We start from the raw sequence: 22,992 nt of genomic DNA on the forward strand, positions 1-22,992 counted from the left end.
GATAGCGCTCACAAAGCCCGTGGAGTCTGGGAAACTAGCATGGAAAGCGTATTCCCGATACGGGGGCACCACAGGGCCGCAACGCCTGCGCCCCAAGGGATCCGTGGTTGACTGGCGTTCGTCCGCCCTGTACGCCAGGTCCGATCGACGGCGCGTCGAAGGACCTCCCCCACCGCGTTTGGGAGCACCATGCCACCGACGGACGCCACCCCGGCCTGGGTGGAGATGCGGCTGCCCGCCTCCGCCGAGGACCTGCCCCCGACCGCGCCCCGCGCCATCGGCCGCTACCGCCTGCTCAAGCGGCTGGGCGCGGGCGGCATGGGCGTGGTGTACGCGGCGGCCACCCCCGAGGGCCGGGCCGTGGCCGTCAAGACCGTGCACGCGGAGTACGCGGAGAACCCCGACTTCCGGGCCCGGTTCGCCCGCGAGGTGGGCCTGCTCCGCCGGGTCGGCGGGGCCTGCGTGGTCCCGCTCGTGGACGCCGACGTGACCGCCGAGCGCCCGTGGCTGGTCACTCCCCTGGTGGAGGGCCCGACCCTGGGCGCGTACGTGCGCGAACACGGCCCGCTCGAACCGCACCTTGTGCGGGGCCTGGCCGTCGGCGTCGCCGAGGCCCTCGTGCGCGTCCACGGACAGGGGGTGGTCCACCGCGACCTCAAGCCCGCCAACGTCATCCTCTCCCCGTCGGGTCCCAAGGTCCTGGACTTCGGTATCGCGCGGGCGATCGACGAGACCGCGCTGACGCGCACCGGTTCCGTGGTCGGCTCCTCCGGCTGGATCAGCCCGCAGCACTACCGGGGCGAGCCGGCGACCTTCGCCGACGACGTGTTCGCCTGGGGTGCGCTGACGGCCTACTCCGCGACCGGGCGGCCGCCGTTCGGCGGCGGGGCGGCCGACGCCGTCGCCTACCGGGTCCTGCACGAGGAACCCGACCTGGCGGGCCTGACCGGGCCGCTCGCCGCGCTGGTCCGCCGCGCGCTCGACAAGTCCGCGGCGGCCAGGCCCGGCGCCGCCGAGATCGTCCGGGAGGCCAGCGGCGGACACGTGTCGTCCGCCGAGACGGCGACCCGGGTCGTGACGTCCCTGCTGCGGGACGACTGGTCAGGGCTGCCGGAACCGGCCGTGCGCCGGCACCGCGTACCGCTCGCGCCGCGCCGCCCGCGCGACCGGAGGGGGCGCGGCCGGGCCCTGGCCGTGGGCGCCGGTGCGGCGGCGCTGCTCCTCGCGGTCGTGGCGGGGGGCTGGTGGCTCGGACGGACCGCACAGGGCGAGGGCGGGACCGCCGGGGACGCGGCACCCCCGGCGACCGGGGAGCCGGTGGCGGAGTCCGCGCCCCCTGAGGTGGTCACGACTCCGGCCCGGGTGGGCTGGTCCGCCGAGCCCGATACCCCGCGGCCCGGTGACGACGCGATCGGCCTGTACCCGTTCCGGTTCAGCGAGGAGCGCAGCGACCCGATCTCCGGCGCCCACGACGCGGACTTCTCCGGGTCCGCACCGATGTGGGCGCGCGTGGCGGAGGACGCGGAGCTGTACTGCGCCGCCGTGCTCTGCGAGCACGCGTCGGTCGGCGACGAGGCCTACGGGGAAGGGAGTCTCGACGCGTCCGGCTACGGCACGATCCCGATCGAGCGCGAGGACCTGTACGAGCACTTCGACGCCTACCGCCCGAACGCCCTGACCCCCGAGGTCTTCGTCGTCGCGGAGGTCGAGTACACCGTCGGCGCGGACGGCGTCGCGGAGATCACCCGGCTGGCCGAGCACTACTTCCCGTGACGCCCAGGGCCGAGGGCGTGCGCCGGCCGACGATCGCCGGGGCCTCGTGGACCAGGTCGTCGTCGGTGATCGCCTCGACCATGAAGAGCGCGAAGTCCGTCCGCCGGGTGATGTTGCTCGCCAGCGCCGGATCGCCGACGTGGCGGCGCCAGATCGGCAGCCCCTGGCTCGCGCCCTCCTCCAGGTCGCTGCCGCGCACGACCGTCCACCGGGTGTCGCTGGCGTAGATCCGGCGGCACGCGCGCACCTGGTCGTCGACGTCGATGACGCGGGCCAGCCGGGCCAGCACGGTCACGATCCGCATGATCACCCGGGACCAGAACGAGTACACGTCGTGTTCGTCACGCGGCACGTGCCAGCCGCAGGAGAACACCAGCCGCGCCCCTCGGGGAGCCAGGTCGAGCACCGCCTGCGCGGTGCCGGTCGAGTAGCCCCGCACGCCCCACGGGACCAGGACCGTGAGCACGGCGTCGCATCCCTCGACCGCCCGCGCGATGACCTCCCGGTCGTCGGTCTGCCCCGGGACCACGGTGACGCGGTCCGCGAACTCGGCCAGCTTGCCGACGCTCTGTTCACGGCACACGCCCACGACCTCGTAGTCGCGTTCGAGGGCGTGCCGGACCATGTGCCGCCCGAGCTTGCCCGAGGCCCCCACCACGCAGACCCTCGTCCGGCGCCCGCCGCCGGCCTCGTCGTGTTCCCGTCGCCCGTCCATGTCCGCTCCTCCCATCGACCTTACACCCGTAAGGCTGTACTCGGAGGCTATCCTTACACCTGTAAGACCGTCAAGGACGAGTGGCGGAGCACCGAGCGGAACACGGAGACCTCACCAGTGGCATCGACCCCCAGGCGACGACAGGAGTCCCGCCCCTCACTGAGCCGCGCGCGCGTCCTCGAAGGCGCGGTCCGCGTCGCCGACGAACGCGGCGTCACCGCGGTGAGCATGCGCAAGGTGGCCGAGGAGCTCGGGGTGGAGGCGATGTCGCTCTACCACCACGTGGCCAACAAGGACGAGGTCCTGGACGGGATCGTCGACCTGGTCTTCGCCGAGATCGAGCTGCCCCGGGACGAGCCCGACTGGAGGGCCGCGATGCGCCGGCGCGCCTCGTCCGCCCGGGAGGCCCTGCTGCGCCACCCCTGGGCGCTGGGCCTGATGGACTCCCGGCGCACCCCCGGCCCGGCGACGCTCACGCACCACGACTGGATGATCGGCCGCCTGCGCCAGGCGGGATTCTCGCTGTCGCGGACGGCCCGGGCCGTGTCGACGCTGGACGGCTACGTGTACGGGTTCGTGCTCCAGGAGTCGAGCCTGCCCTTCCGCACACCCGAGGAGCTGGAGGGCGTGGCGACCGCGATGGTCGACGCGTTCCCGGCCGGGGGCTATCCCCACCTGACCGAGATGATCCGGGCGCACGCCCTGAGCCAGGGCTACGCCTACGCCGAGGAGTTCGCGCCCGGCCTGGACCTGATCCTGGACGGCCTCGAAACACTCCGGAACGCCCCCTGTTGACCACGAGGCCGTGGTGAACTGCCTAGCGCGTGAGGGCGAGCGCCAGGGAGGCGACGGCCAGGGCGAGGTAGGCGCCCGGGAACGCGATGTTGGACAGGACACCGGCGCGGACGTGGGCGGCCACGGCCCCCAGGTAGAACGCCACGAGCCCCGCCGCGGCGGCGGCTCCGAGGGCGGGGAACCAGAGCAGGCCGAGGAGCAGCCCGGCCGCGCCCGCGAGCTTGAGCACGGCCAGGAACGGCAGCCACGAGCGAGGCACGCCCACCCTCGCGGAGTTGGCGAGGACGAAGTCCGCCTTCAGGAGGTCGGCGGCGGCGATGCCGGCGTTGGCCAGGATCGTGACGAGGGTGACGGCGGCGTGGACGGTGGGCACGGGTGCTCCGATCGTGGGCGGCGGGAACGCGGGGGCGGGAGGCAGGTGCCCCGAGGCGGCCTCAGGGCTCGACGTGCAGCAGGGCGAGGCGACGCGGGTCCGCGACCACGTCGTAGTGGACGATGCGGCCGCCCTCGACGCGCAGGGCCAGGGCGGCCCACAGGCCCTCCTCCGACCGGACCGCGATCCCCGGCCGGCCGTCGATCGTCGCCGTCCGCGCGCGCCGGGCGCGGTCCCGCAGCGCCCGGGTCTCCCTGATCACGGCGGGTGCGCCCGTCACCCGCTGGGCGGCACCGGGTGGGAGGGCCTGCGGATCGGCGGTTCTCGTGACGTCCGGGTCCAGGAGCAGGACGAGGGACTCGACGTCCCCCTCCTGGGCCGCCCGCAGGAAGGCCTCCGCCACCCGGCGCGCCTCGCCCGTCCCGGGCCCCGGGGCGTCCGCCGGTCGGCGCACGCGTCCCCGCGCCCGACTGGCCAGCTTCTTGGCCGCGTCGGTGGTCGTGCCGAGCACGTGGGCGACCTCCGCGAAGGGCACGCCGAACCCGTCGTGGAGGACGAGGGCGACGCGTTGGGGCGGGGTGAGCTCGTCGAGGACCACGGTGAAGGCCTCGGTCAGCTCCCCGGCCAGCAGGGCGACCTCCTCCGGCCCCTCGGCGCCCTCCGCCGGGCCCAGGGGCAGGTCCGCGGGTTCCTGGGGGTCCTCGCGGGCCCGGCGCAGGACGTCCAGGCACAGCCGCGTCACGACGGTGGTCAACCACGCCGGCACGTTCCGCACCTCACCGAGGTCGGCGCGCGCGTACCTGATCCACGCCTCCTGCACCACGTCCTGGGCGTCGGCGTCCGACCCCAGGACGCGAAAGGCCACCGCGAGCAGGTGCGGTCGCTCGCGGTGGAAGACCGCCGTCCGGTCCGCGCTGCTGTCCACCGCGGTCAGGTCCGCGCTGCTGTCCATGGTCCCTCCGGGCGGCGTCGAGTGCTGTCCCTGTCCACTCCACCGACGCACGGGCCACCCGAAAGGTGACTCCGGCGGGCGGTCATCCGCGCGTGCGCGGCCGGACGGGCCGCGGTGACGACGGCGCGGGACCGCCGTGTCAGCCGCGTGCCGAGTCGGGCTCCGCGGGCACCACCATCTCCGGTCGGCCGCTGACCAACAGCCACACCGGCAGCACCGCCAGGCACAGTACGGGCAGCAGGCCCAGGTCGGGAACCACGGTCACCGCGATGAACAGGCTCAGCCACCCCAGCCGCGTGACCGCCGCGAGGATGCCCACCACCGCGGACGCCACCGCCAACGACACCGGGACGGCCGGCACGAGCTTCGCGGCCAGGAGCCCCAGCGCGACCCCGGTGAACAGGACCGGGAAGATCCGCCCGCCGCGGAACCCGCAGGAGGCCGCGGTCAGCAGGGCCGCCATCCGGACCACGATGATCACCACCAGTGCTCCCACTCCGACCTCGGAGCTCCGGGCGGCCAGCTCCCCCATCTCCTCCAGGCCCTTGAACATGGTCAGCCGTCCCCCGAGCACTCCCAGCAGCCCCAGCACCAGGCCGCCGGTGCCGACCATCAGGACCGGGTGCCGCAGGCGCCGGAACCAGCCGGTCACCACGGGGAAGGCGTAGACCAGCGCCAGCCCGACCACACCCCCGACCAGGGCGATCACCGACCCCGACACCACGTCCCCCGCGCTCGGGCCCGGGTAGGGCGGAAGGGAGAGGGACAACGCGTGCCCGGCCAGCGCGTGCGTCGTCACCGCCGCCGCCCCCGCGGCGACGAGCGGAAGCACCAGCCGGTCCCACAGCGGCTCGTCCCGGTCCCCGGCGGCCATCTCGGACAGCAGCAGGGCGGCGGCCACGGGGGTGGAGAACAGCGCGCCGATGGTGGCGGCGGTGGACAGTCCGACCCAGGCCTGCCCCGGCGCGGCCGGCACCAGGCGGCGACCCGCCCAATAGATCAGGGCGACGTTGACCGCGATGACGGGGTTCTCCGGCCCCAGGCTGACCCCGCAGGCCAGCGCGAGCACGACGGTGATCAGCAACCCGGGCACGGCCCGCGGTTCCAGGGGCTCCGTGACCAATTCCACGGTGGCCGGCTCGGGGCCGGCGTGGCCGGGGGCCTTCCACACCACCAGCCCCACGGCGATCCCGGTCAGGGTGAGCACGCCCACCGTCCACAGGGCGCCCTGCCCGTCGATGCCGGCGGCGCCCGGCAGCACCGTCCACACCCACTCCTGGAGGAGCGCGGCGACCGCTTCGACGGCCAACAGGACCAGGGCCGAGCCGACCCCGACCACCAGCGCGGGGACCACGAGCGGCAGCAGTCTGCGCGCCAACGGGACCGGACCGCCCGTCGTGTCCCGTTCCTCCCCCACCCGTGCACTCCCTCCAGCGCGCAGCACGCCGTGGTGCCATCGTGCAGGCGGCCGGAGCGGGCGTGGCCGGTGACACGGCAACGGGCGGGCAAAGATGCATCGCCCGCCCCTCGGTCACGCCTCCACGTGCGCGGCCAGATGGGCGAGGGAGGAGGCGAACGCCGTCTCGTGGTCGGCCTGGGAGATCCCCGGGGGCACGCCCGTCGCCTCGATACTCACCAGCGTGCCCTCCGCGCCCTCGTCGAGCCGCCAGGTCATCGTCATCGTCCCCGCGAAGTCGGGATCCGGGGAGTCGAACACGATCCGCTGCACGACGCGCTCGCCGGGGACCAGTTCGACGAACTCGGCCTCGGCGGCGTCGGTCGACTCCGAGGTCTTGCCGTGCCCGGCGGCCGGGTCGTCATAGGTGAGCACCAGGTCGAACCCGCCCCCGGGCCACGGTTCGAACCGGGTGATCCGGCCGGTCATGCCCTCCGGCGGCAGCCACGCCTCCAGCGCGTCCCGCTCGGTCATCGCCCGGTAGACCTCCGCCACCGGCGCGCGCACGGTCCTGCTTCCCCGGTCGACACGCTCCTCCGCCATGTCCGCCGCCCTTCCTCGAAGTCCCGCCCCGACGCTAGCGAACGGCGGTGACAGGGCGGCGGAGGCCACGGATCCGTGTCCCGGACCGCTGCGACCAGCCGATCTGGACACGGCCGTGCGAGCCTTGCCATGATGGCGTCCATGAACCTCCACCGAAGGGTCGATGCCGCGTAGGCCGCCCGGGCGCCTGCGCGCCGAAACGACGATCCCCCGGCGGCCCCACGACCCCGCCCTCCCGCAGCCGAAGATCAAGGGCCTGTCGTGGCGGACCGCGGAACAGATCGCCTGGCTCGAACACCGGAGCCCGCATCTGTCCCCGGCCATGACCCACCAGGCCCTGCTGGTGTGGCGGCACTTCGTCCTCACCCACCACCACCGTTCGTGGGTCCCGCCCGACAGCCCCGGCTGTGGCGTGTGGGGCTGCTGCTTCAAGCCCCGTCACGCGCGCAGCATCCTGTACCGCGTGGCCCACGACCTGGGCGGCGTGCCCGGGCGTGAGCTGCGCACGCTCCTCAGGAGGCTCGACCGGCTCCTGTGACCGCCCGCCGCTCCGCCCGCGCGTCACACCGCCGGCGCGCCGCTGGATCCGCCCGCCGTCCCCCTGTCGGCGGAACGACCCGGCGGGGCACCGCGCTCAGCCCCGCGCGGGCCACGGGGCCGCGCCCGCCTCCAGGGGCAGGCCCAGGAGCACCGATCCCAGGCTCTTGCCGTGCGTGTCCAGGTACAGCGACGTCGTCACCGTGTCCTCGCACGCGCGGGCGCACACCAACAGCAGGGCGGGCAGCCGGTCCAGCCGGTGCACCGTCACCGGCCCCCTGACCCGCTCCCCCAGGAAGTCCGCCACCCGCTCGGGTGTGGCCGTCTCGCACAGCACCGGATACCACGCGGGGTCGTAGGGGATGAGGGCGATCGTGTTGAGGTTGCCCTTGTCCCCGGTCCTGGCGTGTGCCACGTCGTACAGCCGAACGCTCATGCCCCCTCCTCCGCCGCGAACACCACGGTCCCGGTCTCGACGTCGCCCCGCGCGATGGTGGTCGAGAGCACCCCGATGACCTCGCGGGTGTCCACCCGCGTCCCTCCCCCGCCGGAGGGCCCGGACGTGTACAGGGCGGCCACCTCCTCGGCCACCGCCTCGGCGGCCGAGCGCTCGCGGGCCAGCCCGGCCACCCGCAGGCGGCACTCGTGCGGTTCACCGCGACCGCCCCCGCTCCCGCCCCCGGCCCCGCCGCCGTCGCCGCCGTGACCGTCCGCGCTCGCCCCGGACAGGGCGTCCACACCGATGACCTCCACCCGGAGCCGACCGACCGCGTCCCCGAGCCGCTCGCGCACGACCTCGCCCGCCAGCCGCGCCCGGGCCAGGGCGCCCGGCCCCGCGTAGGAGATCTCCCCCTCCCCGCGGAACCCCGCGCGGTGGCCCACGCTCACCTTGAGGTCCTCGGGCCGGGGCGCGCCGCGCGCGCCGCTCACCCGGACCCGGTCGCCGCCCAGGTCGTCGACGGCCGCGCCGGTCATGTCCAGGGCCACGTCGGGCGTCAGGTAGGCGCGGGGGTCGGTGACCTCGTACAGGAGCTGCTCGATGACGGTCATCCGGTCCACGCGCCCGCCGGTGCCCGGCGTCTTGGTGATGACCGCCGTTCCGTCCGGGGCGACCCGCGCCAGCGGGTATCCCAGTCGGGCCAGGTCCGGGACGTCCTTGCGGCCGGGATCGGCGAAGAAGCCCCCGGTCACCTGGCCGGCGCACTCCAGCAGGTGCCCGACGAGGGTCCCGGCCGCCATCGCGTCGGTGTCGTCGGCGTCCCAGCCCAGCGAGTGCGCCAGCGGCGCCAGGAACAGGGACGGGTCGGCCGCCCGGCCCGCGATGACCAGGTCCGCGCCGCCCCGCAGGGCCGGCATCAGCGCGTCGGCGCCCACGTAGGCGTTGGCCGAGACCAGCTCCCCGTGGGCGTCCAGTGGCAGCCCGTCCTCCCAGGCGGGGGCTGAGGTGTCGATGCGGTCGAGCACGTCGTCCCCGTGGACGGCGGCGACGGTGGCGGGCACGCCCAGCTCCCGGGCCAGGGCGTGCGCCATCCGCGCGGCCCCGACCGGGTCGGCGGAGCCCGCGTTGGTGACGAGTCTCGTGCCCGTGCGCCGCAGCGGCTCCAGGAGCAGTTCGAGGCGGCGGCGCAGCATCGGGTCGTAGCCGGGCCCCGAACCGCTGACACCGCGCAGGGCGGCCAGCGACACCGTCCGCTCCCCCAGGCACTCCAGGACGAGGTAGTCCAGGCCGCCCCTCTCCACGAGGTCGACGGCGGGCTGCGCGCGGTCGGCGGCGAATCCCGCGCCGCAGCCGATGACCAGGTCGTCGGTCACGAACTCCTCCTTGTGTGTCGTCGGTCCGGATCGTGGGCGCGGCCGCCGGTCAGCCCGCCCAGAGCGGGATCACGCCGGTCGCCAGGGCGATGGCGAGCATGATCAGGCTGACCAGCCACGCCCACGGGAGCAGGAAGCGGATGTGCGCGCCGATGGGCACGCCCGCCAGGCCGGTGAGCAGGTAGAACGAACCGGTCATCGGGCTGATCGGGAAGCCGACGGTCTCCTCGCCGATGATCGAGGCCTGCGCGATGCTCTCCGCGCCGACACCGAAGGTCGCGCCCACCGCCGACAGCACGGGCATGACCGCGAAGTAGTACGCGTCCGGTCCGAAGAGCAGGCTCAGCGGCACGGCCAGCACGCCGACGAACAGCGGCAGTCCGGGGCCGATCGCGGCGGGCATCGCGCCGGTCAGGGCGGTGGCCATCGCCTCGATCATGCCGCTGTTCTCCATGACCCCGAGGAAGACCCCGGCCGCCAGGAGGGTGCTCGCCATGAGCATCGCGCCGCGTGCGTGGGCGTTGACGCGCTCGGTCTGCGCCGACAGCCCCGGGTAGTTGACGACCAGCGCGATGACCAGGGCCAGCATGAAGAGCAGTTCGGGCGGCATCACACCGGCGATGAGCGCGGCCACGGTGGCGACGGTGAGCGCGACGTTGAACCAGTACACACGGGGCCGGCGCAGCAGCGCCGCCTCGGAGTCCTCGACCGGACCGGGCGCGGTGCCGCTCCCGTCCCCGCCCGCGGAGGCCGGCCGCGGCCCGGCGGTCGCACCCGCCCCGGCGACGGCCGACGCACCGGCACCGGCACCGGCACCGGCACCGGCGGGAACGGTCTCGCCCTCGGTCCCGGTCGCCACGGCGGCCAGGCGGGCCCGTTCGCGGTGGCCGATGAGGAAGGCGATGGCCAGGCAGGCCAGGACGCCGACCGCCTGCGCGGGGATGAGCGGGATCCACAGCTCGTTGGCCGGGACACCGGTGGCGGTCGCGGCGCGCGCGGTCGGTCCGCCCCAGGGCATGAGGTTCATGACGCCCGCGCCCAGGCCGGTGAGCGCCGCGAGGACGACCCTGCGCATGCCCAGCGCGTCGTAGAGGGGGATCATCGCCGGGATCGTGATGAGGAACGTGGTGGCGCCCGCCCCGTCGAGGTGGGTGGCCATGGCCAGGACGACGGTGGCGACCGCGATGGTGACCGGGTTGCTCCCGGCGAAGCGCAGCACGCGCCGCACGACGGGGGCGAAGAGGCCGGCGTCGCTCATGACCCCGAAGTAGAGGATCGCGAAGACGAACATGGCCGCGGTGGTGGCCACCCCGGTGATGCCGTCACCGGCGAACGTGCCGATCTCGGCCGGGGAGAATCCGGCGACCAGCGCGGCCGCGACGGGGACTCCGATGAGCGCGACGACCGCGCTCACGCGGTTGGACAGCAGTAGGACGAGTACGACGCCGATCGTGGCGAAGCCCATGGCGGTCAGCATGCGGCACGTTCCTCCAGTGAGATGGCCCGGTGGGGGGAGTGACTCGGGTCACGGGGACCATGTTTCCCGCACGTTTCCCCCCGTGTCCAACATCAAAGGGGCAACCACTTATGCTCTGGATGCATGGACCTCTCCCTGCGGCAGCTGTCCGTCCACGTCGCCGTGGCCCGGACCGGAAGTTTCACCGAGGCCGCCCGTGACCTGCGGGTGGCCCAGTCCTCGCTGAGCCGGACCGTGCTGGGGATGGAGCGCGCGCTGGGCGTCCGACTCTTCGACCGGACGACCCGCCGCGTGGTCTGCACGCCCGAGGGCGACGAACTGCTGGCCGTCGCCGAACGCGTGCTGGCGGTCCACCGGGCGGAGATGACGGGGTTGGAGCGCTTCCTGGGCGGGTCCCGGGGCACGGTGACGGTGGCGACGCTGCCGTCGGTGGCCGCGTCCCTGCTCCCGCCGGTCATCGCCCGCTTTCGCGAGAGGGCTCCGGAGGTGGACGTGCGCATCCTCGACGGGATGTCGCGGACGGCACTGGAGCGGCTGGTGGCGGGCGAGTGCGACCTCGCGCTGGCCGTGGCGGAGAGCGTTCCCGAGGACCTGCGCGCCCGGGCGCTGTTCCAGGACCGCTTCTACGCCGTCCTGCCGAGCGGCCACCGGTGGGCGGGCAGCGACCGCCTGCGCTGGCGCGACCTGGCCGAGGAGCGCTTCATCGCGATCGGCACCGACTCCAGCGTGCGCGCGGGGACCGAGTTCGGGTTCGCGCGCGCCGGGGTGCGCCCGGCCCGCACGATCGAGGCGGGCACCGTGTCCACGGTCGGAGGTCTGCTGGCCGCCGACCTGGGGGTGTCGGCCCTGCCCTCCCTGGTGGGCGCCCTCATGAGCTTCGCCGACCACGTCCGGGTGCCGCTGGTGGAACCGGTGGTCGACCGGCGGCTGAGCGTGGTCACCCACCGGTACCGGCGGCTGGCCCCGGCCGCGCAGGCACTGCTGCGGCTCCTGGGCGACCTGCGCGCACAGGGGCACCCCCTGCCCGAGGAGGTCTCCTGGGCCGGGGGTGCCGGGTGAGGAACGAGCGACAGAGGAACGAGTGACAGGGGTGCCGGGCCGGCGGGGCCTGTGAGACCGGTGGGACCGGTGGTCAGACCTTGCGGTACTGCGGGACCCAGGCGCCGTCCTCGACGACGTAGTCGCCGAACAGGGCCGGGGCCTCCTCCTTGAGGGTCTCGCCGATGCGGTGGAAGAGCAGGCGGATCTCCTCCTCGGCGCCCGGCGCGGTGCGGGCCTCCAGGGTGTGCCGCAGGGTGCGCACGTTGGCGGTCCACACCAGGCCGGTGGCCACGCCCTCGGGGGCGAAGCGGCGCATGAACGACGTCTTGTGCTTCTTCTCGGCGAACTTCACGCCGTCGTCGTCCAGGCCGAAGTGGTCGGCCATCCAGAGCTGGAACTCCTCCATCTGCTGGAGCATCGCGGTGGCGCGCTCCATCAGCTCGGGGTCCTCCTCGGCCCAGTCCGGGAACCAGAACGGCAGGTCGCTCAGGCGCACGAAGCGCAGCGACTCCTGGGAGACGGCCACGCCGGGCCGGTGCCGGATGAGCTCGTGGGTCAGCACGCGCGAGACGTTGTGCAGCACGAAGCTGAAGCTGATGTGCTCCAGGACGGATCCGTGCAGGCTGGCCAGGATGTTGCCGAGGTAGGCGTCCTGGTCCTTGCGCACCCGCGTGACGTTCGGGTTCAGGCCGGGCTCCCAGGAGCGGTAGCACAGCCGCCCGGCGAACTCTGCGAGGTTCTGCGCGTCGTTGAGGTGCAGGTCCAGGTCGCCGCGGTCGAACCGCTCCAGCCACGCCTGCCCGCCGACCTCCTTGAGGTAGTCGGCGATCACGTCGTAGTCCACCTGCGGACGCGCTACCAGACGTACCTGCGGCTCGACCTTCTTCACAGCACCCTCTCCTCGTGGCTCCCCGCCCCGTGGCACGCGTCAGTGCCGTGACCTGGGGTCCCGGTCACGGACGCGCGCATGGGGCTGGGCCGATTGGCCTTCCACGAGGGTACACGGCCCGCCGGGACCCGCTCACGGGGCCGGGAAGCCGCCCGGCCCGCCGCACGGGCGGGCCGGGCGGTGCCATCCGGGGCCCGCCCGTCAGGTCATGGTGAGGACGACCTTGCCCGCGGTGCGTCCGGTCTGGCTGTGTTCGTGCGCCTTGGCGGCGGCCTCCAACGGAAACGTCTCGCTCACGACCGGGCGCAGCTTCCCCGCCTCGGCGAGCGCGGTGATCCCGTCCAACTGGACGTGGTCGGGCTCGACGCAGACGGTGGCGCCGCGGACGCCCGCCGCGTCGGCCGCCTCGACGATGGTCTCCTGTTCGAGGGGATTGGACACGCCGACGTACCACCCGTCCGGCCGCAGGACGCGCAGCGACCGCTCCAGGTAGTCGCCGCCGATGGGGTCGAGCACCACGTCGACCCGACCGACCGTCTCGGTGAAGTCGGTGCTGGTGTAGTCGACGAGCTCGTCCGCGCCGAGCTCGCGCAGCATCGTGTGCTTGGCGGCGCTGGCGGTACCGATGACGTGGGCGCCCCTGGCCTTGGCGATCTGCACGGCCAGGTGGCCCACCCCGCCGGCGGCGGCGTGCACCAGGACGCGCTGGCCCGCCGCCACCGCGGCGGTGTCGACCAGCGCCTGCCAGGCGGTGAGCGAGGCCAGCGGCAGGGCGGCGGCCTCGGTGTGGTCGAGTCCGACGGGCTTGCGGGAGAAGCGCCGGGCCGGAGCGGCGACGTAGTCGGCGTAGGCGTCGGGCACGTCCGGATAGTTCGGCATCCCGTAGACCTCGTCGCCGACCGCGAACCGGCTCGACCCCTGGGAGACGGCCACGACCACCCCCGAGACGTCGAACCCCTGGGAGAAGGGGGGTGTGAGCCAGTACCCGTGCTGGCGAAGCTTCCAGTCGACCGGGTTGACGCCGGCGGCGTGCACGCGGACGAGGATCCGGGTCGCGCCCAGGTCGGGCACGGGCACCCGGGCGACCTCCAGGACCTCTGGACCACCCAGTGTCCGCTGCTGAACGATTCTCATCTGCTCTGTCATGCGCCTCAGCCTTCCGGATAAGGTATCCGCTGGCTAGAAGGCACCTGAAAGTGAGGTAGGTACCTGATGTATACCACCCCTGAACTGCGAGAGCATGGCGGAGCGGACGCCTACTTGCGCAACTGCGTCTCCCGTGAGGTCCTCGACCTGTTGTCGAGCAAGTGGGTGTGCCTCGTCGTGGGCGCGCTCGCGGACGGACCGCTGCGCTTCGGGGCGCTGCGACGCCGCCTCGACGGCATCACGCAGAAGATGCTCACCCAGACCCTCCGCGAGTTGGAGCGCGCCGGCCTGGTGGACCGCCGGGTCTTCGCCACCACCCCACCGCAGGTGGAGTACTCGCTGACACCGCTGACACGGGACCTGGTGGTGCTCATGGAGGCCTTCCGGGTGTGGGCGGAGCAGCACGGGGAGGAGATCCGCGAAGCCCGCGAACGCTACGACGCACGCGCGGCCGAACCGCGGCGCGTAGTGAGCACGCCGTAGGGCGCGAGCCCGCGCGGCCACCGCTCCTTCCGGGCGCGGGCCGGGGCCCGCCGCCCCGTTCGCAGCCCCGGCCGGACGGTCGGCGCCCGCGGCGGAGCGCTCTCGCGGGATGGGCGGTTCGCACTGCCGGGTGTGGGCGCGGCGACCGCGTCCGAACGGGGAATCGGCGCTCAGGCGGGGCGACGGCGGCCCGGCGTCACCACGGGCAGCGGCCCGTCAGAAGCCGAAGTACCCACCGGGGGCGAGGATGAGCCCGACGACGATCGCGACGATACCCCAGAGCATCTGCCCCCGCAGGAGACCCAGAACACCGGCGACGATGAGGATGATGCCGAGAATCAGTAGCAAAGTACCCATACTTCATCACTGACCGGTTACAGGTTGATCAAACATCGACCGCCGACGTTTCGATCTCGAATCCCGAGGAAAGCGGCCCGCACGCGGACGCACCGCGCGCGGGCCGACCGCCGACCGGCCGCCGACCAGCCGCGGGTCGAACGCGGTTCAGGCGCGCGCGGGCACCGCCCAGCGCCGGGCCAGTTCCAGGACGCGGCCGACGATGCCCTCGCCCACCGGCGCGGTGAGGATGGACTCGGGGTGGAACTGCACACCGAACCAGCACGCGGACGCGTCCTCGATCGCCATCACGACCGGCTCGTCCTCGTCCAGGACGGCGGTCACCTCGTAGTTCTTGACCAGGTCGGGCAGCGTGTACGTGGAGTGGTAGCGCGCGGCCGGGAACCGGCCGTCCTCGCCCAGCCCCGCCAGGACGTGTCCGCCCACCCGTCGCCCGCCACCACCCTCGACGGACGCCTCCGGCGCGGTATCTCCCAGCAACCGCACGCGTCCGGGCTTGCCGTGCACGGGTTCCGCCAGCGTGCGCAGCTCGCCGCCGGAGTGCTCCACCATGGCCTGCATGCCCAGGCACACGCCGAACACCGGAAGGCGGCGGGCCGCGAGCTGGTCCAGCAGCGCGGACATGCCGAAGTCCACCGGCAGCCCGGGTCCGGGCGAGAGCACCACCAGGTCGGGGGCCAGGCGGTCGAGCACGGACGCGTCGAAGCCGTAGCGGACGGTGGTGACCTCCGCGCCGTGCCGCCGCACGTAGTCGGCCAGGGTGTTGACGAAGGAGTCCTCGTGGTCCACGAGCAGCACCTTCATGCCCGTGCCGGGCAGCGCCGCCGCGGGCGCCGGCGCCTGCCCCGGCTCCTCCCCCGCCTCGGCGGCCCGGTCGTCCTCCTCTCCCTGGGCGAGCGTCTCCAGCAGGGCTCGCGCCTTGAGGAAGGTCTCCTTCTCCTCGGCCTCGGGGTCGGAGTCGTAGAGCAGGGTCGCGCCGACCCGCACCGCGGCCACCCCGTTCTGGATGTGCGCGGTGCGCAGGGTGAGGCCGGTGTTCATGGAGCCGTCGAAGTTGATCACGCCCACGGCGCCGCCGTACCAGCGACGGGGGCTGGTCTCGTGCTGCTCGATGAACCGCATCGCCCACGTCTTGGGGGCTCCGGTGACGGTGACCGCCCACATGTGGCTGAGGAAGGCGTCCAGGGCGTCGAAGTCGCGGCGCAGGGTCCCCTCGATGTGGTCGACGGTGTGGATCAGGCGCGAGTACATCTCGATCTGGCGGCGCCCGATCACCCGGACGCTGCCCGGCTCGCACACCCGCGACTTGTCGTTGCGGTCCACGTCCGTGCACATGGTGAGCTCGGACTTCTCCTTGACCGAGGAGAGCAGCTCCTGGATGTTCTCCGCGTCGCCGAGCGCGTCCTCGCCCCGGCGGATGGTGCCGGAGATCGGGCAGGTCTCCACGCGCTGCCCGGTGCCGGGCTCGCCGCTGACCCGCACGAACATCTCCGGCGAGGCACCGACCAGGTACTCCCCCTCACCGAGGTTGAAGAAGAACTCGTAGGGGGCCGGGTTGCGCTCGCGCAGGCGCTCGTAGAAGCGGGCGGGCGAGGAGCAGCGGGCGTAGGTGCGGTGGCCGGGGACCACCTCGAACAGGTCGCCGCGGCGGAACTTCTCCTTGGCGTCGGCGACGATGCGCGCGTAGGAACCGGGCTGCGGGCCCTCCGGCACGTGCGCGGCGACGACCGGCGGGGTGGGCTCGGTCTCGCGGGCCAGGCCCTCGGTGGTGGCCGCGGCGTGCTCGTCGTCGCCGGGGACGGTGAACTCGTAGGTGTAGCGCACGCACGTCTCGCGCTTGCGGTCGCGGACCACGAGGGCGTCGGGCAGGTGCAGGACGAGGTCGCGGTCGTCGGGGTCGCGGTCGATGTGCCGCTCGATCGGCTCGAACTGGAAGGCCAGGTCGTAGCCGAAGGCCCCGTAGAGGCCGAGGTTGGTGTCCTCGGGGCTGCGCAGGGCCGCCACGACGGCGCGGATCCCGGTGAACACGCTGGGACGGCGGCTGCGCTCCTCCTCGGTGAAGAAGACACCGGGGTCGGGCTCGGGCACGGTGACGGCGACGTGGCCGGTGCCGCGGTCGGCGTCGGTGCCCACCTCCGCCAGGGCCCGGGACACGACGGGGAGCAGGACGCGTCCGCGCGCGTTGAGGGCGGTGGCGGTGATCCGGCGCCCGCGGGTGCTGATCTCCAGGCACGGGTCGACGTAGCCCAGGTGCCAGCGGTCGTAGCGGCCCGGATACTCCATACCGGAGGAGAGCACGCCGCCGCGGCGGTGCTCCACGGAAGCGACGAGGTCGGTGAGGACCTCGGGGTCACAGGGGGTGGAACTGCGGCGGACGGTCACGCCGCCCGCGGTGCGGTACGTGATGGTCTGGACGTCGCTGGGGTTCACGGCCGGTCCTTTGGCGCTGTGGTCGGTCGGGTCGGGTCACGCCGGCCGGGGCCGTGAAAACACGAAACGACCGCCGGTCCGGGGCGGTCGCTGCTCTCGGGTACTACGAACCTGCGCCGCCTAGGAGCGGCGCCACCACTGGGCCTGGGTGGTCGGGTCGGTTCGCATGGCCCCGAGTGTAGCGGCTGCGGCGGGCCGGAGCCACCGCGCGCACCGGATTCCGTGCCGCCGGTTCGCGGAGTCGCCCTCGCCGTCGCCGCCCCGAGCCGGCCTCGGCACCCGCTCAGCGCGGGGGTCCCGACCAGCGGTAGCGGCGCTCGGGCCGGCCGGCCGTGCCGTAGCGCAGCCGGACCTCGACGCGGCCGGAGTCGGCGAAGTACTCCAGGTAGCGCCGGGCGCTGACCCGGGAGATCCCGGTGGCGGCGGCGCACTCCGTCGCCGACAGGTCCTCGCCGCCCTCGCCGCCGCCCCCACCCCCGAAGGCGTGCTCGCGCAGGGCGCGCTCCACGAGGGCGGCCGTCGGGCTGGTGAGCCCCTTGGGCATCGCCTTGGCGGGCCTGGCCGTGGGCCGGGCCGCGCCGAAGGCCCGGTCCACGGCGTCCTGGTCGGCGGCCTCCCCGGTCTCCAGGTCGCGGCGCAGCCGGGCGTAGTCGCGCAGCCGCTCGGTCAGCAGGGCGGGTTCGAAGGGCTTGATCAGGTACTGCACCGCCCCGCCGCGCAGGGCCTGGCGCACGGTCCCGCTGTCCCGCGCCGCCGTGATGACCAGCGCGTCCACCTCCGGCAGGTCCTCGCCGCCGCCGGGCGCGCGCAGGGCGCGCAGCACCTCGATGCCGTTCATGTCGGGCAGGTAGATGTCGAGCAGGACCAGGTCCGGGCGCAGCCGCGCGACCATCTCCAGGGCCTCGGCCCCGGTGCCGGCCTCACCGACGACCGTGAAGCCGGGGACGCGCTCCACCAGGCCGCGGTGGACCCGCGCGACCATGAAGTCGTCATCGACGATGAGCGTCCTGACCTGCGTCGCCGGGGCCCGGTCCGCGGTCGCCTCTGGCGCGTTCAACGTGTACCTCCGGTGGGGTGCTGTTCCGGTCGGCCCGGGGTGCTCGGCATCAGGTCTCCTCCTCGGGCGCGGGCGGGGTCTCGTACAGGACGGCGGTGAACTGCGAGCCCGTGACGGTCGCCGTCCCACCCCGGCGCGCGCAGACCAGGCCGACGATGGCCAGCCCCAGGCCGCGCTTGCGCCCGGCTCCGTCCTTGGTCGTGTAGCCGTGCTGGAACACCTCGCCGGCGAGTTCGCTGGGCACGCCGGGTCCGGAGTCGGTGACGGCCACCCGGACCGGGTCTCCTCCGCCGCCGACGACCTCGACCTCCACCCAGGGGGGCGCGGCGCCGCCGGCGGTCGGGGCGACGGCGTCCAGGGCGTTGTCGACCAGGTTGGCCACGACCGTGACCAGGTCGTCGGACAGCTCCGCCGAGACCGGCTCCAGGCGGGTCCCCGGGGAGACCCGCAGCCGGGTGCGCTGCTCGTCGGCCAGGCTGGTCTTGGCGATGAGCAGCGCGGCCAGCGACGGGTCGTTGACCCGGCCGGTGACGTCGGCGCTGAGCTGGGCGCGGGCCCCGCCGACCTGGCTGACGTACTTGGCCGCCTCACCGTACTCGCGCAGCTCCAGCAGCCCGGAGATGACGTGCAGCCGGTTGCTGAACTCGTGGGCCTGGGCGCGCAGGGTCTCGGTGGTGGTCTGGCTGGTGTCCAGTTCGTGCTGGAGCTCGACCAGGTCGGTGCGGTCGCGCATGGTGGTCACGGATCCGGCGGGGCGCGCGTCGGTGACCAGGGGCATGCGGTTCAGGGCCACGAGCCGGTCCCCCAGGGCGACCACGGTGTCACGCCCCTGGACCCGGCCCAGCAGCACGTCCTCCAGCTCGCCGCCCACGCCCAGTTCGGTCAGGGTGGAGCCCACGCAGTCGGCGGGCAGGCCGAGCAGGCGCACGGCGGCGTCGTTGGCCAGCGTGACGCGGTGGTCGGCGTCCAGTCCCAGGACGCCCTCCTTGATGCCGTGCAGCATCGCCTCGCGGTGCTCGACGAGGCGGGCGATCTGGTCGGGCTCCAGGCCCAGGGTCTGGCGCTTGACGCGGCGCGACAGCAGCAGGGAGCCGGCCACGCCGAGCACACTGGCGATGCCCAGGTACACCAGCAGGTTGGGGGTGGCCAGGACGAGGAGTTCGCCGGCCCCGGGGTAGTCCACGCCCGTCAGGACGACGCCGAGGATGGTGCCGCCGTCGCCGATCACTGGGACGGCCGCGGCCACGGCCCGGTTGCCCTCGATCTCGGTCACCCCGGTCCAGGCGCGGCCCTCCAGCGCCGAGGCGATGCCGGGCGCGCCCTGGGGGCCGCCGTCCCGGGGCCCGGGGTCCAGGGTCAGGGCCCGGCCCTCGCTGTCGTGGATGACCAGGTGGTCGGCGCTGGAGAGCACCCGCACGCTCTCGGCGGTCGGCGCCAGCACCTCCAGCCGCCCGTCGGCCTCCAGGCCGGCGCGGACGATGTCGCGCGCGGCCGTGCTCTCGGCGACCGAGAGCATGCGGCGGCTCTCGGTCTGGCGCAGGCGGGCGTCGGACTGGGCCAGGGACACCGCGGCGACCATGACCAGCACGATCACGACGATGCCGAGCTGCAGCGCGAGGAACTGCCCGGCCAGCGTCGTTCGCGGCGCCCCGAACCTCATCCGCGGACCGCCCCCGGCGTGCGTGTGACCACAACGACCACAACGTTCCTTACGACCATTGCCCGCACAAAAGACACAACACTTTTCACCCGTGTTTCCCTCTGCTTGCCTGTGCGTTGCCTCACACGACAACCGGAACATACCCGGCCGCATCCCCTACGGAGAAATCATGCTCCGCATGACGAAGACGCACGTCAATCCCAGTGCCCCCGGTTCGGGCCCGTCCCGCCGGACCCTCGGCCTCCGCGCCGCGGCCGTCGCCGCGGCCCTGCCGCTCGTGCTCGCCGCCTGCGGCGGCACCGACGAGGGCACCGTCGCCGAGGACGGTACCTGGTCGCCCACCCAGCCCATCGAGATCACCGCACCGGCCGCCACCGGCGGCGGCTGGGACACTCTCGCCCGCACCAGCGCCCGCCTGCTGGAGGAGCAGGAGCTGGTGGACGATTCCGTGCAGGTGGTCAACAAGCCGGGCGCGGGCGGTGCGATCGGCTGGGGCTACATCGCCAACAACGCCGCCGACCCGCACAAACTGTTCGTGACCAGCCCGCCCATCCTGCTGGTGCCGATGGCCGGTGACTCCGACTACGACCACGAGGACTTCACCCCGATCGCCCGCCTGGCGACCGACTACATGGTCTACCTCGTGCCGGCCGACTCCGACGTCGAGACCTTCGCCGACCTCGCCGACCAGGCCGGGTCCGGCGACTTCAGCGTCGGCGGCGGCTCGGGGCCGGGCAGCATGGACCACGTCGCGCTGGCCGGTGCCCTGGAAGCGGCCGGAGCCGACGCGACCCAGGCCAACTACATCCCCTTCGACGGCGGCGGCGAGGCGCTGACCTCCCTGCTGGGCGGCCACGTGGACGCGGCCGTGGTCGGCGTCGGCGAGGCGCTGGGCATGCTGGAGTCGGGCGACGTCCGCGCGGTCGGCGTCTCCTCGGAGGAGCGCGTCGACGCCGTGGCGGACGTGCCGACGCTGGTGGAGCAGGACGTCGACTTCACGTTCGACATCTGGCGCGGCGTCATGGCCCCCTCGGACCTGACCGACGCCCAGGTCGCCTACTACGAGACCCTCTTCGCCGACCTGATGGAGACCGAGGCCTGGCAGACCGAGTCCGCCCGTCTGGGCTGGACCGACGCCTACCAGGACAGCGAGGAGTTCGGCGCGTTCCTGGACGAGACCCGCGACGAGTTCGCCGCGATCCTCACCGAGGTCGGTCTCCAGTGAGCGAGAACACCACCGCGCGCCGCGACGGCGCGCCCGCGGAGGGGGCGGCCCAGGGCCGCCCCCGCAGGCCCTGGGCTCCGCGCACGCCGATCCTGCCCGAGCGGGCGTTCCGGTTCTCGCCGCGCACGCTCGGGATCGCGGTCGGCCTGTTCGCGATCGGCTACCTCGTGCTGGCCTTCCAGATGCCCGCCTACACGGCGGTGGAGGTCCCGGTCCAGCCGTCGACCCTGCCGCGCTGGCTGGGTGTGGCGCTGCTGGTCCTGGCGGTGCTGCTGTTCTTCCAGCGCAAGCCCGAGGAGACCGTCGCCGAGAGCGGCGGGGAGGCCGCGGACGAGCCGCGGGAGGGCGGTGAGCCCCGGCTGGGCCGCCTCGACGACCCCCGGCTGGAGATCGGCCTGTTCGTCGGCGCCCTGATCGCCTACATCGCCGTCTTCGAGCTCCTGGGCTTCATCCTGTCCACCGCCCTCTACCTGGGATCGATGACCTGGTACCTCGGTTACCGCCGACACCTGGTCAACGCCGTGGTCGCCCTCACCCTGCCGTTCGCGTTCTACGCGGGAATGACGTGGGGCCTGGACGTGACGCTGCCGAGCGGCCCGCTTCCCTTCTGACCTGAGACCAAGGAAACCCTCTCATGGGCATGCTCGACCAACTCATGTACGGCTTCGGCATCGCGCTGACGCCGGAGAACCTGCTCTACGTCTTCATCGGTGTGCTGGCCGGAACCATCATCGGCATGCTGCCCGGGCTGGGCCCGATGAGCGCCATCGCGTTGATGATCCCCATCGCCTACGGCATGGACCCCACGTCGGCGATCATCATGCTGGCGGGGGTGTACTACGGGGCGATCTTCGGCGGATCGACCTCGTCCATCCTGCTCAACGCCCCGGGCGTGGCCGGTACGGTCGCCACGTCCTTCGACGGCTACCCGATGGCCCTCAAGGGCCAGGCGGGCAAGGCCCTGGCGATCGCGGCGATCTGCTCGTTCGTCGGCGGCACGATCAGCGTCGTGGGGCTGATGGCGATCGCCCCGAGCCTGGCGTCCTTCGCCGTCAGCTTCGGCCCGGTGGAGTACTTCGCGCTCATGGTGCTGGGGCTGACCGCCGTGGTGTCCCTGGGCGGGCGCAACCTGGTCAAGGGCCTGGTCTCGGCCGTGGTCGGGGTGATGATCGCCCTGGTGGGCATCGACTCCCAGACCGCGATCGTCCGCTTCACCTTCGACCTGCCGGAACTGTACGAGGGCGTGGAGTTCCTCATCGTGGCGCTGGGCGTGTTCGCGCTGGCCGAGGTGCTGGTGATGCTCAACCAGCGGGGCAAGGGCGGCGTCCGCAAGGGCGTGACCTCCCTGCGGCTCTCCCGCCGCGAGATCGCCCAGATCACCCCGCCCGCGCTGCGCTCGTCGGTGCTGGGCTTCTTCACCGGTGTCCTGCCGGGCGCGGGGGCCACGGTCGCCTCCTTCCTGTCGTACTCGATGGAGAAGAAGATCGCCCGGGACGGGGACACGTTCGGTGAGGGCAACCCGAAGGGCGTGGCCGCGCCGGAGGCGGCGAACAACGCGGCGGCCGTGGGCTCGTTCGTGCCGCTGATGACCCTGGGCGTACCGGGTTCGGGCACGACGGCGATCCTGCTGGGCGCGCTGATGGTGCTCGGCGTGCAGCCGGGCCCGATGATGCTGTCGCAGAACCCGGACATGTTCTGGGGCGTGGTCGCCTCGATGTACATCGGCAGCGTGGTGCTGCTGATCCTCAACCTGCCGCTGATCCCGCTGTTCGCCAAGGTGCTCAACACACCCAGGACGATGCTGGTCCCGCTGGTGGTCGTATTCTGCGTGGTAGGCGTCTACGGGCTCAGCTTCAGCGTGTTCGACCTGGGCCTGCTGGCCGCGTTCGGCGCGATCGGGTTCCTGATGCGCCGCAACGACTTCCCGGCCGCGCCGCTGATCCTGGGGCTCATCCTGGGCGGGCTCATGGAGACGAACATGCGGCGGGCGCTGCAGATCTCCGACGGCGCGTGGTCGGTGTTCCTCACCGAGCCGATCTCGGCGGGGCTGCTGGCGGTCGCGGTGCTCTCGCTGCTCCCGGCCCTGGTGCGCGTCCTGCGCCGGCGCCGTACTCCGGTCGAGCCGGCCGGATCGGCCGCGACGGCCGACACCGGGGACGAACCGGAGGGTACGCGGGACGAATCCGAGGACGGTTCCGCGACGGCTCCCGTGTCGGGTTCCGGTTCCGGGGCCGACGGCCGGGTTCCACCGCGGGACTGACCACGACGACA

Annotated in this window: 22 protein-coding genes; 8 read left to right on the forward strand and 14 right to left on the reverse strand. The window is 73.5% G+C overall.

Annotation, left to right across the window (positions count from 1 at the left end; genetic code table 11):
• The first annotated feature begins 189 nt into the window (after window positions 1-189).
• On the forward strand, window positions 190-1,773 hold the full coding sequence (locus tag HNR10_RS04260) for a serine/threonine-protein kinase (RefSeq protein ID WP_179820991.1): 1,584 nt from the start codon (window positions 190-192) through the stop codon (window positions 1,771-1,773).
• Here HNR10_RS04260 and HNR10_RS04265 read toward each other — a convergent pair.
• Entirely contained in the window at window positions 1,742-2,488 is a 747-nt protein-coding gene (locus HNR10_RS04265) for an NAD(P)-dependent oxidoreductase (protein WP_179820993.1), read from the reverse strand. The genes HNR10_RS04260 and HNR10_RS04265 overlap by 32 nt on opposite strands.
• Before the next feature lie 117 nt (window positions 2,489-2,605).
• Here HNR10_RS04265 and HNR10_RS04270 point away from each other — a divergent pair, with 117 nt between their 5' ends.
• Complete coding sequence (locus HNR10_RS04270) at window positions 2,606-3,283, forward strand: TetR/AcrR family transcriptional regulator (RefSeq protein ID WP_179820994.1); 678 nt, start codon at window positions 2,606-2,608, stop codon at window positions 3,281-3,283.
• A 22-nt stretch (window positions 3,284-3,305) separates the two neighbouring features.
• Here HNR10_RS04270 and HNR10_RS04275 read toward each other — a convergent pair whose 3' ends face one another.
• The 4 genes from HNR10_RS04275 to HNR10_RS04290 all read right to left on the reverse strand — a co-directional run bounded on the left by HNR10_RS04275 (window position 3,306) and on the right by HNR10_RS04290 (window position 6,607).
• A complete protein-coding gene (locus HNR10_RS04275; protein ID WP_179820996.1) occupies window positions 3,306-3,656 on the reverse strand; it encodes a DoxX family protein in 351 nt (116 codons plus the stop codon).
• A gap of 61 nt (window positions 3,657-3,717) precedes the next feature.
• Window positions 3,718-4,608: a sigma-70 family RNA polymerase sigma factor gene (locus HNR10_RS04280; RefSeq protein ID WP_179820998.1), complete on the reverse strand. Its 891-nt coding sequence runs from the start codon at window positions 4,606-4,608 to the stop codon at window positions 3,718-3,720.
• A 139-nt stretch (window positions 4,609-4,747) separates the two neighbouring features.
• The gene (locus tag HNR10_RS04285) at window positions 4,748-6,025 is read right to left on the reverse strand and encodes an ion channel protein (protein WP_179821000.1); all 1,278 of its coding nucleotides are present in this window, start codon (window positions 6,023-6,025) and stop codon (window positions 4,748-4,750) included.
• Window positions 6,026-6,139: 114 nt separating this feature from the next.
• On the reverse strand, window positions 6,140-6,607 hold the full coding sequence (locus HNR10_RS04290; protein ID WP_179821001.1) for an SRPBCC domain-containing protein: 468 nt from the start codon (window positions 6,605-6,607) through the stop codon (window positions 6,140-6,142).
• Window positions 6,608-6,770: 163 nt separating this feature from the next.
• Between HNR10_RS04290 and HNR10_RS04295 the strand changes: the two genes are divergently transcribed.
• Window positions 6,771-7,145, forward strand: a complete 375-nt coding sequence (locus tag HNR10_RS04295; RefSeq protein ID WP_179821003.1) for a hypothetical protein — start codon at window positions 6,771-6,773, stop codon at window positions 7,143-7,145.
• Between the two features lie 96 nt (window positions 7,146-7,241).
• On the opposite strand, the gene HNR10_RS04300 is transcribed toward HNR10_RS04295, so the two are convergent.
• The 3 genes from HNR10_RS04300 to HNR10_RS04310 are packed head-to-tail and all read right to left on the reverse strand — an operon-like array spanning window position 7,242 to window position 10,433.
• On the reverse strand, window positions 7,242-7,580 hold the full coding sequence (locus HNR10_RS04300; RefSeq protein ID WP_179821005.1) for an AtuA-related protein: 339 nt from the start codon (window positions 7,578-7,580) through the stop codon (window positions 7,242-7,244).
• Entirely contained in the window at window positions 7,577-8,956 is a 1,380-nt protein-coding gene (locus HNR10_RS04305) for an acyclic terpene utilization AtuA family protein (protein ID WP_179821006.1), read from the reverse strand. Before HNR10_RS04305 ends, HNR10_RS04300 begins: the two co-directional genes overlap by 4 nt.
• Window positions 8,957-9,005: 49 nt before the next feature.
• Window positions 9,006-10,433, reverse strand: a complete 1,428-nt coding sequence (locus HNR10_RS04310; RefSeq protein WP_179821008.1) for a CitMHS family transporter — start codon at window positions 10,431-10,433, stop codon at window positions 9,006-9,008.
• 123 nt (window positions 10,434-10,556) lie between these two features.
• Between HNR10_RS04310 and HNR10_RS04315 the strand changes: the two genes are divergently transcribed.
• On the forward strand, window positions 10,557-11,492 hold the full coding sequence (locus HNR10_RS04315; RefSeq protein ID WP_179821010.1) for a LysR family transcriptional regulator: 936 nt from the start codon (window positions 10,557-10,559) through the stop codon (window positions 11,490-11,492).
• Between the two features lie 73 nt (window positions 11,493-11,565).
• On the opposite strand, the gene thyX is transcribed toward HNR10_RS04315, so the two are convergent.
• On the reverse strand, window positions 11,566-12,363 hold the full coding sequence (thyX, locus tag HNR10_RS04320) for an FAD-dependent thymidylate synthase (RefSeq protein ID WP_053618842.1): 798 nt from the start codon (window positions 12,361-12,363) through the stop codon (window positions 11,566-11,568).
• Between the two features lie 201 nt (window positions 12,364-12,564).
• Window positions 12,565-13,509, reverse strand: coding sequence for an NADP-dependent oxidoreductase (locus tag HNR10_RS04325; protein WP_179821012.1), 945 nt, complete (start codon window positions 13,507-13,509; stop codon window positions 12,565-12,567).
• A gap of 66 nt (window positions 13,510-13,575) precedes the next feature.
• Between HNR10_RS04325 and HNR10_RS04330 the strand changes: the two genes are divergently transcribed.
• Window positions 13,576-13,992 carry a winged helix-turn-helix transcriptional regulator gene (locus HNR10_RS04330; protein WP_179821013.1) on the forward strand — a complete coding sequence of 139 codons (417 nt, stop codon included), beginning with the start codon at window positions 13,576-13,578 and terminating at the stop codon, window positions 13,990-13,992.
• 216 nt (window positions 13,993-14,208) lie between these two features.
• Here HNR10_RS04330 and HNR10_RS31075 read toward each other — a convergent pair whose 3' ends face one another.
• The 4 genes from HNR10_RS31075 to HNR10_RS04345 all read right to left on the reverse strand — a co-directional run bounded on the left by HNR10_RS31075 (window position 14,209) and on the right by HNR10_RS04345 (window position 19,496).
• The gene (locus HNR10_RS31075) at window positions 14,209-14,349 is read right to left on the reverse strand and encodes a GPGG-motif small membrane protein (RefSeq protein WP_246406052.1); all 141 of its coding nucleotides are present in this window, start codon (window positions 14,347-14,349) and stop codon (window positions 14,209-14,211) included.
• A 147-nt stretch (window positions 14,350-14,496) separates the two neighbouring features.
• Window positions 14,497-16,779: an anthranilate synthase component I gene (locus HNR10_RS04335; protein ID WP_179821015.1), complete on the reverse strand. Its 2,283-nt coding sequence runs from the start codon at window positions 16,777-16,779 to the stop codon at window positions 14,497-14,499.
• Between the two features lie 283 nt (window positions 16,780-17,062).
• The gene (locus tag HNR10_RS04340; RefSeq protein WP_281390096.1) at window positions 17,063-17,836 is read right to left on the reverse strand and encodes a response regulator; all 774 of its coding nucleotides are present in this window, start codon (window positions 17,834-17,836) and stop codon (window positions 17,063-17,065) included.
• A 49-nt stretch (window positions 17,837-17,885) separates the two neighbouring features.
• A complete protein-coding gene (locus HNR10_RS04345; RefSeq protein WP_179821016.1) occupies window positions 17,886-19,496 on the reverse strand; it encodes a sensor histidine kinase in 1,611 nt (536 codons plus the stop codon).
• A 178-nt stretch (window positions 19,497-19,674) separates the two neighbouring features.
• On the opposite strand from HNR10_RS04345, the gene HNR10_RS04350 reads away from it, so the two are divergent.
• Genes HNR10_RS04350 through HNR10_RS04360 form a run of 3 tightly spaced genes read left to right on the forward strand, consistent with a single transcriptional unit; the run spans window position 19,675 to window position 22,981 of the window.
• On the forward strand, window positions 19,675-20,721 hold the full coding sequence (locus HNR10_RS04350; protein WP_246406055.1) for a tripartite tricarboxylate transporter substrate binding protein: 1,047 nt from the start codon (window positions 19,675-19,677) through the stop codon (window positions 20,719-20,721).
• Window positions 20,718-21,332, forward strand: coding sequence for a tripartite tricarboxylate transporter TctB family protein (locus tag HNR10_RS04355; RefSeq protein WP_179821020.1), 615 nt, complete (start codon window positions 20,718-20,720; stop codon window positions 21,330-21,332). Before HNR10_RS04350 ends, HNR10_RS04355 begins: the two co-directional genes overlap by 4 nt.
• Window positions 21,333-21,355: 23 nt before the next feature.
• A complete protein-coding gene (locus HNR10_RS04360; protein ID WP_179821022.1) occupies window positions 21,356-22,981 on the forward strand; it encodes a tripartite tricarboxylate transporter permease in 1,626 nt (541 codons plus the stop codon).
• Window positions 22,982-22,992: the final 11 nt, after the last annotated feature.

Origin of the sequence: Nocardiopsis aegyptia, from assembly GCF_013410755.1 — a bacterium.
GTDB lineage: Bacteria > Actinomycetota > Actinomycetes > Streptosporangiales > Streptosporangiaceae > Nocardiopsis > Nocardiopsis aegyptia.